Here is a 16,305-nt window from a genome sequence, read left to right as displayed (position 1 = left end):
CGCCGAAGCGAAGAAAACGAAAAAGGGCGGTCAGCCCGCCACAATCGGCTTGCGACCCGGGGCGCTGCGCGCCCCTCGGCCTTGCGCGTCGTACGTGGCAGTGACGCCCACGCCGTTGATGTTGCGCAACGCGTCCAGCGACTGCTGGGTATAGCGCAGGTGCACGTCGATCAGCGCACCGTTGCGCATGTTGATTTCGTTGGCAGAGGCCGACTTTGTCAGCAGCGCTTGCCAGATCTCGGACAATTGCGGGTGCTGCACGGCAGCTTGTTCCGTGCCGGCGTGGCCAACGGGCAGGCCGATCTCCGACAGCAGGCCGTCCCGGGTTTCGCTCAGGTCGACCAGTTGTTGGGCAATGCGCCCCTTGCGTTCGGTGATGGCTTGCAGTGCGCCGACGTTCCCCGGACCCACGAGCACTTCGGTCTCTTCTTCCAGAATGGTCGAGAACTCGGAGATCAGGGCATCTTCCTGCCGCATGCAGGACTGGAGGGAGTCGACGGGGTTCATGATCGTGCTTCGAAGTCGGTAGGACGGTGAACGGAGAATTACTTCAGCAGATCGCGCGCACTGGCGATCAGGCTGTCGGCAATCTTGCCGGTATCGATCTTCAACTGGCCCGAAGCTATGGCGGCGCGAATGGCGGCCACGCGCTCGACGTTGATGTCGTTCGAGCCGTCTTGCAGGGCCAGCATCTTGCGCGACGCCGAACTCAGCGCCACTTGCGAGCTGCTGGAGCCGCCGCCATTGCTGGCGCCGTACGCCTGCGCAACCGCGGAATCCGGGCGTTGGGCAACGGCATCGGCAGAAATGGGCCGGTTGGTGGTCGAATTGATTTTCAAGGTTTTCTCCGCAGGGCGTCCTGGGTCGGTTTGCGACGGATCCGCCTACTTATGTCTCTGTAACGGCAGGGCTGGAACGAACTTTAGGGCAGGCCGTCGGCTGGTGCAGCGCGATTTGTAACATTACCTACAGTTGTATTTCAACCAGCCCCGCATTCCTGACCACGCCGCTGACCACCTGGCCGCTGGCCGTGCGTACCTGGACCATCGCGCCGGGCGCGGCGTTGTCCAGCGCCTGGCCTTCGCTGCTGACCACGAAACCGTTGCCGCGCGCGTTGATCCGGACGTTTGAACCGCGGACGACGGATTGGGCGTTGCGCAGCGACGATCCGCGGACCGGTTGTCCGGCATTGATGCGATAGGCGGCCGTCATGCCGACGACGGTCTGGGGATCTGTGATGGCGCCGGGCGGGAGCGACACCAGATCGCCGTCCCGGGGGGCTAGGTCGTCCGGCGTCAGTGCCTGGCCGGCCGCGATCATCCGCGACGCGACGTAATAGTAGCCGGGGACGCTGACGGTCGCCTGCACGTAGGTCGTCCACGGCTTGGGCGCATTGCAGCGCACGCCGACGGTCATGCGCGACCGCAGCTTCATGCCCGACGGCATAAATGGGGACATGGCGTCGCACGGGGCCAGGCGCTCTGCGCGTGGTGGGTCGATGGAGATGACCGGTTGCCCAGGTAGTCCGGCCAATTGGTCCAGCAGATAGCTTTGTGCCGCCACGGCGATCGCCTCGGGCGCCTGGCTGGCGGCGTCCTGCGCCTGGGCGTTCCCGGAGGAGGCCAGGGCCAGGGCGATCAGGCAGCCGGCGCGCGCGCGGAGATGTCGTGCGGAGATTTTCATGATGGATGAATTGTAGGAGTCCGCGCCGTTCGGCAATACGTGAATTGGATGAGAAATGGCGGGTTATTTGGCTGATTGTGTTTGGCCGCCGGCCCCTATGATGCCGTCATCCAATGGGATAACGGTGCGTCCGAAGTCCCTTGCTCTATCCGTATTGCAACGCACGAAGGCGCCACGATGCTAGACAGGCTTAACGAAGATTTCCGGTTCTATCAGCAGGCCTTGGGACTGCGCGCGCAGCGTCAGGAAGTGCTGTCGTCGAACATCGCCAATGCCGACACGCCCAACTACAAAGCCCGCGACTTTGACTTCAAGGCAGCGATGCAGACGGCGATGGAAGGCACCATGCGCCTGCCGGATACGTCGCTGGCGCTGACGTCGGCACGCCATATCCCGGCCAAGGCCGTGTCCCAGGGGCCGACCGAGCTGCTGTACCGCCTGCCGTACCAGCCCAGCATGGACGGCAACACGGTGGACATGGATATCGAGCGTGTGCAGTTCGCCGACAACACATTGCACTACCAAAGCACCATGCAGATGATTTCCGGTCGCATCCGGACCATGCAGACGGCCATTCAGGATTGATCCATAAAGGGAGCGACAGGCAATGTCCTTGTTGAGCATTTTCGATATCGCCGGTTCGGCGCTCAGCGCGCAATCGCAGCGCATGAACGTGTCGGCCAGCAACATGGCCAACGCCGACAGCGTCGTGGGTCCGGACGGCCAGCCGTATCGCGCCCGCCAGGTCGTGTTCCAGGTTAATCCCGCTGCCGGCCAGGCGCTGGGGCAGGAGATCGGCGGCGTCCGGGTGGCTGGCGTCATCCAGGATCCATCTCCTCTCAAGCAGGTCTACGACCCCAAGCATCCGTTGGCCGATGCCCAGGGCTATATCAGCATGCCCAACGTCGACCCGGTGGCCGAAACGGTCAACATGATCGCGGCATCGCGGTCCTACCAGGCAAACGTCGAAGTCCTCAACACCGCCAAGTCGTTGATGCAAAAGACGCTGACCATCGGTCAATCCTAATTTCCTGACAGAGTGAATCCATGACCACCGTCGACCAGAACACCAGCACCACCGGCCTGGGCCTCGCGCAAAGCGGCGCCAACGGCTCCAGCACCGCGCAGGGCCTGCAGGACCAGTTCCTGAAGCTGCTGGTGACCCAGCTGCAGAACCAGGATCCGCTGAACCCCATGCAGAACGCCGAGCTGACCTCGCAGCTGGCGCAGATCTCCACGGTGGAAGGCATCACCAACCTGAAGAACACCATGCTGGCCATCAGCGGCCAGATCGACGTGTCGCAGTCGATGAACGCCGTGGCGATGATCGGCAAGGGCGTGCTGATCCCCGGCTCCAAGGTCAAGGTCGGCGTGGATGGCGACAACGCCGCCGAACGCGTGGTCACGCCTTACGGCCTGGACCTGCAGGGCGACGCGCAGAAGGTGCAGGTCCGCATCTCGGATTCGAACGGCGCGGTTGTGCGCACTATCGAAATGGGCGAGCAGAAGACGGGCGTGTACACGCTGAACTGGGACGGCAAGAACGACAGCGGCGTGGCGATGGAGGCGGGCGCGTACACCGTGTCCGTGCTGGCGACCGACGGCGACGGCAAGAAGGTGAATGCGGAAGTGCTGAGCTACGGCCAGGTCAAGAGCGTGGCGTATTCCACCAACGGCTTGCGTCTGGATCTGGGCCTGGACGGCCAGACCAGCATGCTGGACGTGCGTAAGGTAATCGGCGCCTGAACCGGGCGGATTTGAATCGGCGCCGGCGCATGTGCGACGGCTTCCCTAGATAAAGATTAGCGAGAGAAAACATGGGCTTCGGACAAGGATTGAGCGGCTTGAACGCCGCATCGCAGAACCTGGACGTAATCGGCAACAACATCGCCAACTCCGGCACCGTCGGCTTCAAGTCGTCGACCGCGTCGTTCGCTGACGTGTACGCCAGCTCGCGCGTGGGCCTGGGCGTGAAGGTCGCGGCGATCACGCAGCGCTTCACGGTAGGTGCGGTGAACGGCGGTGGCGGCGAATACGACATCGCCATCGACGGTGCGAAGGGCATGTTCCGAGTTACCGACCAGAGCGGCGCGGTGATGTACACCCGCAACGGCGAGTTTCTGGTCGACAAGAACAATTTCATCGTCAACGCGCAGGGCTACCGCATGACCGGTTACCCGGCCGGGGCGATCGGCGCAAACCCGGTTGAGCTGCAGTTGCCCACCGCCAACGTCGCGCCCAAGGCGTCCAGCACCGGCACCACGGTGGCCAACCTGGATGCGAATGCCAAAGTGGTGTACTTGACGGATACGGTGACTGCGCCCGCCGTGAATGGTTCGGTGACCATGACCGGCACGACGCCGCCTTCGCCGGCTACGCAGTACGAATTCACGCGCGACCCGGCGGGCACGATTGTCTGGGTGAACCAGCCGCCCGCGGGCACTTACGGCGCAGCGCCCAATCTGATCACGGTGGATGCCGCGGGTGCCGTGACCACGGGCGACGTCACCCAGGTGCCGGGATACAAGAACTTCACCGCTGCAGTCACTGAAATCGGCCGTCCGTTCGATCCCACCATCTCCAGCAGCTACACGAACGCGTCGCCCATGACGGTGTTCGACTCCCTGGGGAACTCTCACCAGGTGATGCAGTACTTCGTCAAACGCCCGGCCGACGCCGCCGGCAATAGCGTCTACGACGTGTACTACACGATGGACGGCCAGGCCATGGCGCCGACGACCCAAGCGGCTGGGACCTGGGGCAATCCCCAGCAGTTCACGTTCAATAAGGCCGGCGCGCTGACCAGCGCCCCGGTCGTGACGCTTAGCTTCGCGACGCCCGGTGGCACCACGACGCCGGCCGACCCGCTGAGTATCTCGATGAACTACACGGGCACCACGCAGTATGGCAGCGACTACAAGCTGGTCGCCAAGCCGGATGGCTACACGTCTGGTGAATTCAGCGGCATCAACATCGGTGGTGATGGCAGCCTGGTCGCCAGCTACACCAATGGCGAAACGCAAATCGTCGGCACGATTGTGCTGGCGGATTTTTCCAATCTTCAAGGCCTGCAACCGGTGGGTAACAACGCCTGGACCGAAACGGCAGCGTCCGGCCAGCCAATCCTGGGCCAGCCGGGCACCAACGGCCTGTCCAAGGTCGTGGGCCAAGCGACGGAAGCGTCCAACGTCGATATGAGCAAGGAGCTGGTCAACATGATCATCGCCCAGCGCACCTATCAGGCCAACTCGCAAACCATCAAGACCCAGGACGAAATCATGCAAGTCCTGATGAACCTGAAGTAAAGCCTTACAGGCTCGCGACGACACCGACGGAATAGGCAATGGACAGAATCATCTACACCGCCATGAATGGCGCAGCGCGTATCACTGAGCATCAGGCGGCGCTCGCCAACAACATGGCCAACGTGAACACGACGGGCTTTCGCGAACAGATCGCGCTGTACCGGTCGGTTCCGATGACGGACGGGGTGAGTCTGCCTACGCGCGTTTCGACGGTGGCGTCCACGCCCGGCAACAGCTTCCAGATGGGCACCATGCAGACCACGGGCCGCGACCTGGACGTGGCGCTGGCCAGCGAAAACGGCTGGATCGCGGTGCAGACCCCGCAGGGCGAAGCCTATACCCGGGGCGGCAGCCTGCAGGTCGGCATCAACGGCCTGCTACAGACCTCGCTGGGCCAGCCGGTGCTGTCCGATCAGGGCGGCCCCATCGACGTGCCGGACCAGGCCGCGCTGACGATCACTTCCGACGGCACGATCACGGCCATCGGCGCCGGCGACGGGCCCAACAACATCCTGAACCTGGGCCGCATCAAGCTGGCGAACCCGAACAATGCGCAACTGGTGCACGGTGATGACGGCGTCTTCCGTCTGGCGCCGGTCAACGGCCAGCCGGCGCCACCGGCGCCCGCGGACCCGGGCCTGCGCGTATTGTCCGGCGTGCTGGAAGGCAGCAACACCAATCCCATGAAGGTGATGGTGGGCATGATCGAAAACGCGCGCCGATTCGAGCAGCAGATGCAGGTGATCCAGCAATCGGACCGCAACGCGGAACGCGCCAACGGGATCCTGTCCGTCGGTTGATCCCGCGGGCTGATTTAAACAATTTTCGCGCGCGGCCAGACCGCGGCACCAGGAGTACTTCATCATGATGCGTTCGTTGTGGATTGCCAAAACGGGCCTGGAAGGTCAACAGACCTCCATGGACGTGATTTCCAACAACTTGGCCAACGTCTCCACCAACGGGTTCAAGCGCGGCCGCGCCGTGTTCCAGGACCTGATGTACCAGACGCTGCGCCAGCCCGGCGCCCAGGTGGGCGACGCCACGCAACTGCCGTCCGGCCTGCAATTGGGTACGGGTGCGCGCGTGGCCGCTACCGAACGCATCCATACGGACGGCAACCTGAACAACACCGGCGGCGAAATGGACATCGCCATCAATGGCCGCGGCTTCCTGCAAGTGGAACTGCCTGACGGTACCCAGGGCTACACGCGCGACGGCGCGCTGCAGCGCGACCAGAACGGCCAGCTGACGACCGTCAGCGGCTATGTGATCCAGCCGCCGATGAACGTGCCGGACAACGCGCTGTCGATCTCCATCGGCAAGGATGGCATCGTTTCGGTGACGCAACCCGGCGCCGCCGGCGTGAACGTGCAGATCGGCCAATTGCAGATCGCTACCTTCATCAACCCCACCGGCCTGCAAAGCATCGGCGAGAATCTGTACCTGGAAACGGACGCATCGGGCCCGGCCAACCTGTTGCAGCCGGGCGTGGACGGCGCGGGTTCGATCATGCAGAACTACGTCGAAACCTCCAACGTGAACGTTGCCGAGGAACTGGTCAACATGATCACCACGCAACGCGCCTATGAAATGAACAGCAAGGCGGTCAAGACCTCCGACGAGATGCTGGCCCGCCTGTCCCAACTGTGATGCCCATGTCTGTCCTGCGTCTGGTATTCGCTGCGGCGCTGGCTATGCTGGCGGCCGGTTGCGCCATGATCCCGCCCGAGCCCATCGTGACCGGGCCGACCACGGCGGCACCGCCGCCGCCGCCGATGCCGATGGCGCAGCCCACGGGCTCCATCTATCAGCCGACCACGTACGGCAACTATCCCCTGTTCGAGGATCGCCGGCCGCGCAACGTGGGCGACATCGTCACCATCGTGCTGAACGAGCGGACGAATGCCTCCAAAAACGTGGCGACCAACACCAATCGCTCGGGGTCGACCTCGCTCGGCATCGCCGCGGCGCCGTCGTTCATGGACAGTTGGGCGGGCGCGAACCTGAACACCGACGCCAAAGGCGGCAACGTGTCGCAGGGCAAGGGCGACAGCACGGCCAACAACGCCTTCACCGGCACCATCACCACCACGGTCGTGGGCGTGATGTCCAACGGCAACCTGCAAGTGGCCGGCGAAAAGCAGATCGCCATCAACCGCGGCAGCGAATACGTTCGCTTCGCAGGCGTGGTGGATCCGCGTTCCATCACCGGCACGAACACCGTGTCGTCCACCCAGGTGGCCGATGCCCGCATCGAGTACCGCAGCAAGGGCGTCATGGACGAAGTCCAGACCATGGGCTGGCTGCAACGCTTCTTCCTGATCGCTTCGCCGTTCTGACCATGACACACCCGACTCCGATATCCGCCTTGCTGTCCCTGTTCGCCCGCGTCTGCGTGGCGGTCGGACTGGTCGTTGGCGCCGGCGCGGCGCAGGCCGAACGGCTCAAGGACCTGGCTACGATCCAGGGCGTGCGGGGCAACCAGCTGATCGGCTACGGCCTGGTCGTGGGCCTGGACGGCAGCGGCGACCAGGTTCGGCAGACCCCGTTCACGCAGCAAAGCCTGACCAACATGCTGTCGCAATTGGGCATCACGGTGCCCGCCGGCAGCAATATGCAGTTGAAGAACGTGGCCGCGGTCATGGTCACGACCACCTTGCCGGCGTTCGCCCGGCCCGGCCAGACGCTGGACGTGGTGGTGTCTTCCATGGGCAACGCCAAGAGCCTGCGCGGCGGCACCTTGCTGATGACGCCCATGAAGGGCGCGGACAGCCAGGTCTACGCGATCGCGCAGGGCAACATCCTGGTGGGCGGGGCCGGCGCTTCCGCGGGCGGTTCCAGCGTGCAGATCAACCAGTTGAACGGCGGCCGCATCAGCGCGGGTGCCATTGTCGAGCGCGGCGTGCCCACCACGTTCTCGCGCGACGGCTACATCCACGTGGAACTGAACAATACCGACTTCGGCACGGCGCAGAACGTGGCGACGGCGCTGAATAAGAAGTTCGGCCAGGGCACGGCGACGGCGCTGGACGGGCGCGTGGTGCAGGTGCGCACGCCGATGGAGCAGGCCTCGCAAGCGCGCTTCCTGTCGCTGGTCGAAGACCTGCAGGTGGCGCGCGCGCCGACGGTGGCCAAGGTCATCATCAATGCGCGCACCGGTTCGGTCGTCATGAACCGCACGGTCATGATCGAAGAGGCGGCCGTGGCGCACGGCAACCTGTCGGTCATCATCAACCGCCAGAACCAGGTGTCGCAGCCGGATACGCCTTTCACGGAGGGCCAGACGGTGGTGGTGCCCAACACCCAGATCGAAGTGCGCCAGGACAATGGCTCGCTGCAGCGCGTGAGCACCAGCGCCAATCTGGCTGACGTGGTCAAGGGTCTGAATGCCCTGGGCGCGACGCCGCAGGATCTGCTGGCCATTCTTCAGGCCATGAAGACCGCTGGTGCCTTGCGCGCCGAACTGGAAATCATCTGACGATGGCTGTCGCAAACGACGCGTCCCGGGGCGCCGCCCGGCAAGATTCGGTCTTCGACATGGGGCGCCTGTCGGACCTGAAACGGGACGTCAAGAAAGACCCCGAAGGCACCGAGCAGCAGAAGCAGGTCGCCAAGCAGTTCGAGGCCCTGTTCCTGCAGATGATGGTCAAGCGCATGCGCGAGGCGACGCCCAAGGAAGGGCTGTTCGACTCGCAACAGACGCAGATGCTGCAATCCATGGCGGACGAGCAGTTGGCGCTGCACCTGGCGACCCCCGGCATCGGGTTGTCGCAGTCGATCCTGGCGCAGATGCAGCAGGGCAAGCCGGCCGACGTGTCCGATGACGCCGTGCGTGCGATCGGGCAGGGCGCTGATCTGGATTTCCGCACCGGCGGTTCGCGGGAAGTGTCGGCGTTGCTGAACGTGATGCGCAACAACCGCGCCAGCGACCGCGCGCTGGCCGCTGCCGAGGGCGCGCCGGAGCACGTTGTGGACTTCGTGTCGAAGATGTCGCGCGCGGCCAATCTGGCGTCGCAGCAAAGCGGTGTGCCCGCGCGCCTGATCATGGGCCAGGCGGCCCTGGAGTCGGGCTGGGGCCAACGCGAAATCAAGCACGCCGACGGCAGCACGAGCTACAACCTGTTCGGCATCAAGGCGGGCGCCAGCTGGAAGGGCAAGGTCGTCAACGTGCTGACCACGGAATACGAAGACGGCGTCGCGAAAAAGGTGACGCAACCCTTCCGCGCCTATGCGTCGTACGAGGAATCGTTCGCGGACTACGCCCGCCTGATCGGCAACAGCCCGCGTTACGAGGCCGTCACCCAGGCACGCAACGAGGTTGACGCGGCGCGCAAGATCCAGGATGCCGGCTATGCCACCGACCCGCGCTATGCGCAGAAACTGATCGGCATCATGGGCCAACTCAGAGGGGCGGCCACACAGGTGGAAAATTCTCGCCAGATGTTGGAAGGACTCTAAATTTGGACGATCTCCTGCCGTTAATGGAGTATCCAGAGATAACAGCTGCGGTTACATACGGGGCATTGTCAGCATGAATTTGTATAAAACGGCATTGGGCGGGCTGAACGCCGCACAGGCGGGTTTGGCCACCACCAGCCACAACATCAACAATGCCACCACGGTGGGCTACAACCGTCAGCGCGTGATGACGTCCACCGCGGGCGCGCAAGCCACCAGCAACGGATACATCGGCCGCGGCGTCCAGGTCGACACCGTCGAGCGCAGCTACGACAGCTTCTTGTACAAGCAGCTGGTCGGCGCGCAGGGCAGCGGCGCCCAATTGCAGGCGCAGCTGGACCAGGTGTCCCAGGTCAATAACCTGTTTTCCGATCGTACGGTCGGTATTGCCCCGGGCCTGACCAACTTTTTCACTAGCATGAACACGGTCGCCAGCAAGCCCGCCGATCCCGCGGCGCGTGCCGATTTGCTGGGTAAAGCCAACAGCCTGACGACGCAGATCCGCTCGGCCTATACCGAAATGCAGAATCTGCGTGAAGGTCTGAATACGCAGATTACGACGACCGTTGAACAGGTCAATAGCTACCTGAGCCGAATCGACGATCTGAATTCGCAGATCACACTTGCTTCCGGCAAAGCGGGTGGCAGCCCCCCCAACGATCTGCTCGATCAACGTGATCAAGCCGTCATGGAGCTGAATCAGCTCGTCGGCATCACTACGTATGAGCAGGGGGGCAAAATCAATATCTCGCTCGCCAAGGGCGGTCAGTCGCTATTGTCCGGTACGACCATTTATCCGCTGCAGGCCGTGCCGTCCACCAAGGACGCCGGCCGTACGGTGCTGGCCTACACGTTGCCTGCGGGTGCCGGCAAAACGGTGGCGGTGGAGATGCCCGATAGCGACGTGACCGGCGGCAAGCTGGGCGGTCTGCTGCAGTTCCGCGCGTCTTCGCTGGACGTCATGCAGAACCAGCTGGGCCAATTGGCCGTCGGGCTGGCATTGTCCTTCAACGAGCAGCACAAGCAAGGCCTTGACCAGAGCGGCAACCCGGGAACGGATTTCTTCAGCATCGGATCGCCCGGGGCCGTGCCGAATACGCAGAACAAGAGCAATGCTCAGATTTCGGGCCAGTTCTCGAACCTCGCGAACATCAACGCCAAAGACTACGAGATCTCGTTCGATGGTACGAACTATCAGGTGTTGCGCATGCCGGAGGGCACGCAAGTCTATAACGGCCCGGCAACCGGCACGCCGCCCAACGCCGTCCTGAACATGGACGCCGAAATGGGCGTGACGTTGACGATCGATTCGCCGCCGCAGGCCGGCGATAAGTGGTCGTTGTCGCCGACGCGCAATGCTGCACGCGACATCAATGTCCTCATCACGGATCCGGACAAGATCGCGGCGGCTGATATCGCGGGCGGCGACGCCAACGGCAAGAACGCGCTGAAGCTCGCTGAACTGCAGAACGCCAAGTTGTTGGGCCACGGCACCATGAGCACCACTGACATGTTCGCGCAGGTCGTGAACACCGTGGGCGTGCAGACGGCGCAGATCAAATCGGCCGCCACGGCTCAGGTCAATCTGATCAAGCAGACGACCGCCGCCCAGCAAGCGGTGTCGGGCGTCAATTTGAATGAAGAGTATGTAAGCCTGTCGCTTTACCAAGAGCAGTATCAAGCCAGTGCCCGCATCATCGATGTGGCAAGCACCATCTTTGACACGCTGTTGGGCCTGCGCGGCTGATCGGACCGTTGAACTGTGATGATTAAAAAGATATCCGGAGTTGCACCATGCGCCTGAGCACCACCATGATGTACACGAACGGCCTGAGCGGCGTTCTCGCGCAGGAATCCGACATGAACCGCCTGGTTGAACAGGTCGGCAGCGGTCGCAAGTTCTTGAGCCCGGCGGATGATCCGCTGGCAGCCTCGTTGTCGATCGGTGTTGCGCAGACGCAAAGCATGAACGCGACTTACGGGCTGAATCGCAATACGGCAAAGACCAATCTCGGGCAGGAAAACAACGTGCTCGACGCGGTCACGACGGCGTTGCAGGATGTCCGCACGCGCGTCATCCAGGCGGGTAACGGCACCTTTGCCGACAGTGATCGCCAGGCGCTGTCGACGGCCTTGAAGAGCGCCCGCGACGCATTGCTGGGCTTGGCCAATAGCACGGACGGTAACGGGCAATACCTGTTTTCGGGCTACCAGGGCGGGGTGATTCCTTATTCGCAGGATGCCAACGGCAAGATCGTCTACAGCGGCGCCACCGGCGAGCGTACCGTACAGGTGGACCAGTCGCGCCAACTGTCGACCGCCGATCTGGGCAGTGATATTTTCAACCGCGCCAATCCCGGTTCTCAGGCTTATGTCGCCACCGCCGCGTCGGCCAACCAGGGCACTGCCCAGTTCGGTACGGTTTCGGTTACGCCGGGTAGCCCCAATATCGGCAAGAATTTCAGCCTGCAGTTCGAGTCTGATACCACAACGGGCAATATGGGATACCGCGTGATCACGACGGATCCGAACGCGAATCCGCCAGTTCCTCCTGTCACCACCCCGGCGCCGCCTGCCAGCCCCACCCCCTATACGGCGGACTCTTCGATCGATTTCGGCGGGGTGGCGGTCGTGGTCAAGGGCACGCCCAAGAACGGCGACGTGATCGACGTGCAGAACATCCAGTCGGCTGATGTCGATATGTTCAATACGTTGGACAGCCTGATCAAGGTGCTTGATTCCCCCATCGCTGGCGATGAGGTGGCGATGGCCAAGCTGAACAACGAGCTGGCGAGCGCCAACAAGAAGCTTGCAAGCAACTATGACAACGTGCTGACCGTGGCGGCGTCGGTTGGCGCACGCATGAACGAGCTGGAAGCGTTGGATGCTACTGGCACGCAGAAGGGGCTTTCTTACTCCAAGTCCCTGTCCGACCTGGAAGATCTGGATTACTACGCCGGTGCCAGCCAGCTTGCGCTGCGCCAAGTGGCGCTGCAAGCCGCATCGGCGGCCTTCATGACCATTCAGGGGTCCAGCCTGTTCAGCCGCAAGTAACGCGGCGGGACCCCAAAAAGCGCACGGATCGCGTGCGGAGATTTGCGCCCTTACGGACGCTTCTGGCCAAAGGCCGGGGCGTCCGTGGTTGCGTGCAGGGTAGGTAGTGTCGTTTCACGTTGCTTAACGCTCGGATATTTCATGCTTGTCAATTTGAAAGTTCGCACCTGTATCGTTCTGGTGCTGTTGCTCTTCACGGGCGCCATGTTCATATCCAATGGCGTGGCCTGGATGGGGTTGAATTCCAGCAACAATAAGCTGGAGCAGGTCAACGACGCCTATTCCAATCAGGGTACGCAGCTCAACCGCGCCAACGCCGCCTTGCTACGTGGCCGGTTGCTGTTGGCGACCTCGCTGATGGACATGCAGCAAGGCAAGACCGAACAGGCCAATGACCAGACCAGGCGCGCCGACGTCCTCATGCAGGAAGGCGCCAAGTGGCTCGATGCGTTCCGCAAGGCGCCGCGCATGGACGGTTCCGAGGCGCTGGTGGCCAAGCTTGAAACGGCCTACAAGCAGTTCGATGACGTCTACAAACGCCAAGCCGCCGCGTTGTCCAAGATGGCAGTGCAGGACTACCTGGATCTGAATGATGCGGGCAGCGCCGCCAACACGGCTTTCCGCGAAGCCGTGAACGGGGTCTTGGAATTCCTGGACAAGCGTACCGACGAACTGGTGGTTCAGGCTGAAGTCGACCACAACATCTCGCGCACCGTGACCATCGCGTTGCTGGCGATCGCGCTGGTCCTGGCCCTGGGTTGCTGGGTGTTCATCAACCGTACCGTACTGCGTCCGCTGCACCAGGCGGGAGACCACTTCGACAAGATCGCGGGCGGTGACTTCACCGGCCGGATCGAAGTGCGCAGTACTAACGAGATCGGGCAATTGTTTGGCGCCATCAAACGCATGCAGGAAAGCCTGACGCGCACGGTGGCGATGGTGCGCCGCGGTGTGGACGAGATCAACGTGGGCTCGCGCGAGATTTCCGCGGGCAACACGGACCTGTCCAGCCGTACCGAACAGCAGGCAGCGTCGCTTGAAGAGACCGCCGCATCGATGGAGCAATTGGCCTCCACGGTGAAGCAGAATGCGGACAACGCACGCCAGGCGAACCAGCTGGCGGCAAGCGCCTCGGACGTGGCCGAGCGCGGCGGTTCGGCGGTGGCGGAAGTGGTCAACACGATGCAGGGCATTTCCGCCAGCTCGCGCAAGATCTCCGAAATCGTCTCCGTCATCGACGGCATTGCATTCCAGACCAACATCCTGGCGTTGAACGCGGCGGTGGAAGCTGCACGGGCGGGCGAACAAGGCAAGGGTTTTGCGGTGGTGGCGGGCGAAGTACGCTCGCTGGCACAGCGCAGCGCGCAGGCGGCCAAGGAAATCAAGGGCCTGATCGAAGACTCGGTCACGAAGGTGGGGGCAGGTTCGCAGCAGGTGGAACGCGCAGGCGCGACGATGCAAGAGATCGTGTCCTCGGTCAAACGCGTGACGGACATCATGGGCGAGATCTCGGCGGCGTCCGAAGAGCAGTCTAGCGGCATCGACCAGGTCAACCGCGCCGTGTCGCAGATGGACGAGGTCACGCAGCAGAACGCTGCCTTGGTGGAAGAAGCGGCCGCTGCCGCAGGCTCCCTGCAGGAACAAGCCCAGCGACTGGCCGAAGCGGTTGCGGTATTCAAGATCAACGCGGGCGAAGTGATTGAAGTGCCGGCGCATCGGTTGGCACAACAGCCGGATGCTCCGCGTATGCCGGCACCGCGCGCAGCGGCTCCGGCCTCCCGCCCGGCAGCACCTGCCGCTCGCCTGGCCAAGCCGGCCGCGCCCGCACAGAACGCTGCACAGAATGCTTCTCAGGCGGCTTCGCAGGCGCCTCAGGCCCCGCAGGCCGAAGCTGAAGCCGACGCGGGCGAAGCGCAGGCTCCAAAGCCCGCGCCTCGCAAGACACAAGTGGCCCGTCCCAAACCCGCGGCCTCGGCCGCCACGGTGGCGCGTCCCTTGCGCCGCCCGGCCACTCGCGCGGACAGCGCCACGGATGCCGCGCCAGCGGCGTCCGCCGCCAGCCGCAGGCCTCCACCCGCGGATGATGATTGGGAGTCCTTCTGACGGGATGACCCGCTCAGTGCATTGAACAGGCAGTAGCACACGCATTACCCCCCTTTACGGTCCGGCGGCCACAGCGCGCCGCCGGGACGACTACCGGAACTATCGGAAAATGTTCAGCAATCTGAAGGTGCGCACGGGCTTGATGCTCGCTCAGTTGGCAGTTGCCCTGGCCGCACTGGTTGCCATTGCCCTGGGCTGGAACAGCATGCGTTCCAGCGCCGACACGATCAACGCCCTCGACTCCTTGAGCGTCCAGCAAAGCAACCTGATCAAGGACGCCTACACGCAGATGCTGCGCGCGACCATACGCGCCGACATCACCGCGGCGCAGCGCGCGGCGGGCGACGCCAACGGGGCGGCTGAAAACTCGCGCACCGTGCAGCAACTCATCGCCGACGCCAAGAAGAAGATGGAAAGCTTCAAGGCGATTCCCAAGGTGACGGCGCTTGGCAAGGCCGCCGAGGGCGACCTGCTGACGTCGTTCAATACCTTCTCCGAAGCGCTGCAGTCCATGATGGGCGCATTGGACAAGGGTGATTCGGCCGCGTATCTGTCTTTGAAGAACACCAAGGCGGGCGCCGCCAGCGGCGCGTTCTCCAAGCAGTTGACCGAATTCGCCAACGACATCAACGCCTTCAGCGAGCAGCGGGTCCTGTCCGCGCGTAGCCAGACGTCGACGATGGCTTTTGTGTATCTTGCGCTGGCCGCGCTGATCCTGGTGGTGTCGCTGGGCGCGTTCCTGTTCATGAACCGCGTGATCCTGCGTCCGTTGCGCACGGTCAGCGACAGCTTCGACAAGATCGCCGGCGGCGACCTGACGGTGCGCGTGGACGTCAATTCGTCCAACGAGATCGGCCAGTTGATGGCAGCGGTCAAACGCATGCAGGAAAGCCTGGCGCGCACGGTATCGACGGTGCGCCGCGGCGTGGATGAAATCAACGTGGGCTCGCGCGAGATTTCCGCGGGCAACACGGACCTGTCCAGCCGTACCGAACAGCAAGCCGCGTCGCTTGAAGAAACGGCCGCCTCGATGGAGCAATTGGCCTCCACGGTGAAGCAGAACGCGGACAACGCGCGCCAAGCCAACCAATTGGCGGCGAGCGCCTCGGACGTGGCCGAGCGCGGCGGTTCGGCGGTGTCTGAAGTGGTCAGCACGATGCAGGGCATTTCCGCCAGCTCGCGCAAGATCTCCGAGATCGTCTCGGTCATCGACGGCATTGCATTCCAGACGAACATCCTGGCGTTGAACGCCGCGGTGGAAGCTGCACGTGCGGGCGAGCAGGGCAAGGGCTTTGCGGTGGTGGCGGGCGAAGTGCGCTCGTTGGCGCAGCGCAGCGCCCAGGCGGCCAAGGAAATCAAGGGCCTGATCGAGGATTCGGTCACCAAGGTGGGCGCGGGTTCGCAGCAGGTGGAACGCGCGGGCGCGACCATGCAAGAGATCGTGGCCTCGGTCAAGCGCGTGACGGACATCATGGGCGAGATCTCGGCGGCGTCCGACGAGCAGTCCAGCGGCATCGACCAGGTCAACCGCGCGGTGTCGCAGATGGACGAAGTGACGCAGCAGAACGCGGCGCTGGTGGAAGAAGCGGCAGCCGCCGCGGGCTCCCTGCAGGATCAGGCCGAGCGTCTGGCTCAGGCCGTGGCCGTGTTCAAGATCAATGCGGGTGAAGTGATTGAAGTGCCGGCCCGCCAACTGGCGCAG

General features: G+C 63.4%; 16 protein-coding genes. 13 read left to right on the top strand and 3 right to left on the bottom strand.

All coding sequences use genetic code 11. From position 1 onward, the window contains the following. Positions 1-30: 30 nt before the first annotated feature. From AC27VE_RS28780 to flgA, 3 genes are all read right to left on the bottom strand, one after another. Entirely contained in the window at positions 31-507 is a 477-nt protein-coding gene (locus AC27VE_RS28780) for a flagella synthesis protein FlgN (RefSeq protein ID WP_488705658.1), read from the bottom strand. A 38-nt stretch (positions 508-545) separates the two neighbouring features. Then, entirely contained in the window at positions 546-839 is a 294-nt protein-coding gene (gene flgM, locus AC27VE_RS28775; protein WP_088588368.1) for a flagellar biosynthesis anti-sigma factor FlgM, read from the bottom strand. A 127-nt stretch (positions 840-966) separates the two neighbouring features. Further along, positions 967-1,683, bottom strand: coding sequence for a flagellar basal body P-ring formation chaperone FlgA (gene flgA / locus AC27VE_RS28770; RefSeq protein WP_488705657.1), 717 nt, complete (start codon positions 1,681-1,683; stop codon positions 967-969). A gap of 177 nt (positions 1,684-1,860) precedes the next feature. Here flgA and flgB point away from each other — a divergent pair, with 177 nt between their 5' ends. The 13 genes from flgB to AC27VE_RS28705 form a co-directional block, all read left to right on the top strand. Further along, the gene (flgB, locus tag AC27VE_RS28765; protein ID WP_006224592.1) at positions 1,861-2,268 is read left to right on the top strand and encodes a flagellar basal body rod protein FlgB; all 408 of its coding nucleotides are present in this window, start codon (positions 1,861-1,863) and stop codon (positions 2,266-2,268) included. Between the two features lie 22 nt (positions 2,269-2,290). Continuing rightward, positions 2,291-2,710, top strand: coding sequence for a flagellar basal body rod protein FlgC (flgC, locus tag AC27VE_RS28760; RefSeq protein ID WP_488705656.1), 420 nt, complete (start codon positions 2,291-2,293; stop codon positions 2,708-2,710). Between the two features lie 20 nt (positions 2,711-2,730). Next, positions 2,731-3,429 carry a flagellar hook capping FlgD N-terminal domain-containing protein gene (locus AC27VE_RS28755; RefSeq protein ID WP_488705655.1) on the top strand — a complete coding sequence of 233 codons (699 nt, stop codon included), beginning with the start codon at positions 2,731-2,733 and terminating at the stop codon, positions 3,427-3,429. Positions 3,430-3,500: 71 nt separating this feature from the next. Beyond that, a complete protein-coding gene (locus AC27VE_RS28750) occupies positions 3,501-4,988 on the top strand; it encodes a flagellar hook-basal body complex protein (RefSeq protein ID WP_488705654.1) in 1,488 nt (495 codons plus the stop codon). Positions 4,989-5,026: 38 nt separating this feature from the next. Further along, complete coding sequence (locus AC27VE_RS28745; RefSeq protein WP_006224596.1) at positions 5,027-5,788, top strand: flagellar basal body rod protein FlgF; 762 nt, start codon at positions 5,027-5,029, stop codon at positions 5,786-5,788. A 64-nt stretch (positions 5,789-5,852) separates the two neighbouring features. Next, the gene (flgG, locus tag AC27VE_RS28740; RefSeq protein ID WP_488705653.1) at positions 5,853-6,638 is read left to right on the top strand and encodes a flagellar basal-body rod protein FlgG; all 786 of its coding nucleotides are present in this window, start codon (positions 5,853-5,855) and stop codon (positions 6,636-6,638) included. Continuing rightward, positions 6,638-7,327 carry a flagellar basal body L-ring protein FlgH gene (locus tag AC27VE_RS28735; protein WP_006224598.1) on the top strand — a complete coding sequence of 230 codons (690 nt, stop codon included), beginning with the start codon at positions 6,638-6,640 and terminating at the stop codon, positions 7,325-7,327. Before flgG ends, AC27VE_RS28735 begins: the two co-directional genes overlap by 1 nt. 2 nt (positions 7,328-7,329) lie before the next feature. Further along, positions 7,330-8,466, top strand: coding sequence for a flagellar basal body P-ring protein FlgI (locus tag AC27VE_RS28730; protein WP_488705652.1), 1,137 nt, complete (start codon positions 7,330-7,332; stop codon positions 8,464-8,466). A gap of 2 nt (positions 8,467-8,468) precedes the next feature. After that, entirely contained in the window at positions 8,469-9,446 is a 978-nt protein-coding gene (gene flgJ, locus AC27VE_RS28725; protein WP_280028573.1) for a flagellar assembly peptidoglycan hydrolase FlgJ, read from the top strand. A 73-nt stretch (positions 9,447-9,519) separates the two neighbouring features. Then, positions 9,520-11,193, top strand: coding sequence for a flagellar hook-associated protein FlgK (flgK, locus tag AC27VE_RS28720; protein ID WP_488705651.1), 1,674 nt, complete (start codon positions 9,520-9,522; stop codon positions 11,191-11,193). A gap of 47 nt (positions 11,194-11,240) precedes the next feature. After that, positions 11,241-12,500: a flagellar hook-associated protein FlgL gene (flgL, locus tag AC27VE_RS28715; RefSeq protein WP_488705650.1), complete on the top strand. Its 1,260-nt coding sequence runs from the start codon at positions 11,241-11,243 to the stop codon at positions 12,498-12,500. A gap of 141 nt (positions 12,501-12,641) precedes the next feature. Beyond that, positions 12,642-14,603, top strand: a complete 1,962-nt coding sequence (locus tag AC27VE_RS28710) for a methyl-accepting chemotaxis protein (protein WP_488705649.1) — start codon at positions 12,642-12,644, stop codon at positions 14,601-14,603. Between the two features lie 109 nt (positions 14,604-14,712). Continuing rightward, positions 14,713-16,305: methyl-accepting chemotaxis protein (locus tag AC27VE_RS28705; protein ID WP_488705648.1), on the top strand; the 1,593-nt coding region annotated here is incomplete at its 3' end.

It is taken from the genome of Achromobacter sp. 18P8.1.1 (genome assembly GCF_057799415.1).
This window is presented reverse-complemented; position numbering and strand designations above follow the sequence as displayed.

Bases quoted from the DNA above. Each gene is read 5' to 3' on its own strand.
- AC27VE_RS28780 (WP_488705658.1), bottom strand. From the start codon at position 507: ATGAACCCCGTCGACTCCCTCCAGTCCTGCATGCGGCAGGAAGATGCC.
- flgA (WP_488705657.1), bottom strand. From the start codon at position 1,683: ATGAAAATCTCCGCACGACATCTCCGCGCGCGCGCCGGCTGCCTGATC.
- flgB (WP_006224592.1), top strand. From the start codon at position 1,861: ATGCTAGACAGGCTTAACGAAGATTTCCGGTTCTATCAGCAGGCCTTG.
- flgC (WP_488705656.1), top strand. From the start codon at position 2,291: ATGTCCTTGTTGAGCATTTTCGATATCGCCGGTTCGGCGCTCAGCGCG.
- AC27VE_RS28755 (WP_488705655.1), top strand. From the start codon at position 2,731: ATGACCACCGTCGACCAGAACACCAGCACCACCGGCCTGGGCCTCGCG.
- AC27VE_RS28750 (WP_488705654.1), top strand. From the start codon at position 3,501: ATGGGCTTCGGACAAGGATTGAGCGGCTTGAACGCCGCATCGCAGAAC.
- AC27VE_RS28745 (WP_006224596.1), top strand. From the start codon at position 5,027: ATGGACAGAATCATCTACACCGCCATGAATGGCGCAGCGCGTATCACT.
- flgG (WP_488705653.1), top strand. From the start codon at position 5,853: ATGATGCGTTCGTTGTGGATTGCCAAAACGGGCCTGGAAGGTCAACAG.
- AC27VE_RS28735 (WP_006224598.1), top strand. From the start codon at position 6,638: ATGCCCATGTCTGTCCTGCGTCTGGTATTCGCTGCGGCGCTGGCTATG.
- AC27VE_RS28730 (WP_488705652.1), top strand. From the start codon at position 7,330: ATGACACACCCGACTCCGATATCCGCCTTGCTGTCCCTGTTCGCCCGC.
- flgJ (WP_280028573.1), top strand. From the start codon at position 8,469: ATGGCTGTCGCAAACGACGCGTCCCGGGGCGCCGCCCGGCAAGATTCG.
- flgK (WP_488705651.1), top strand. From the start codon at position 9,520: ATGAATTTGTATAAAACGGCATTGGGCGGGCTGAACGCCGCACAGGCG.
- flgL (WP_488705650.1), top strand. From the start codon at position 11,241: ATGCGCCTGAGCACCACCATGATGTACACGAACGGCCTGAGCGGCGTT.
- AC27VE_RS28710 (WP_488705649.1), top strand. From the start codon at position 12,642: ATGCTTGTCAATTTGAAAGTTCGCACCTGTATCGTTCTGGTGCTGTTG.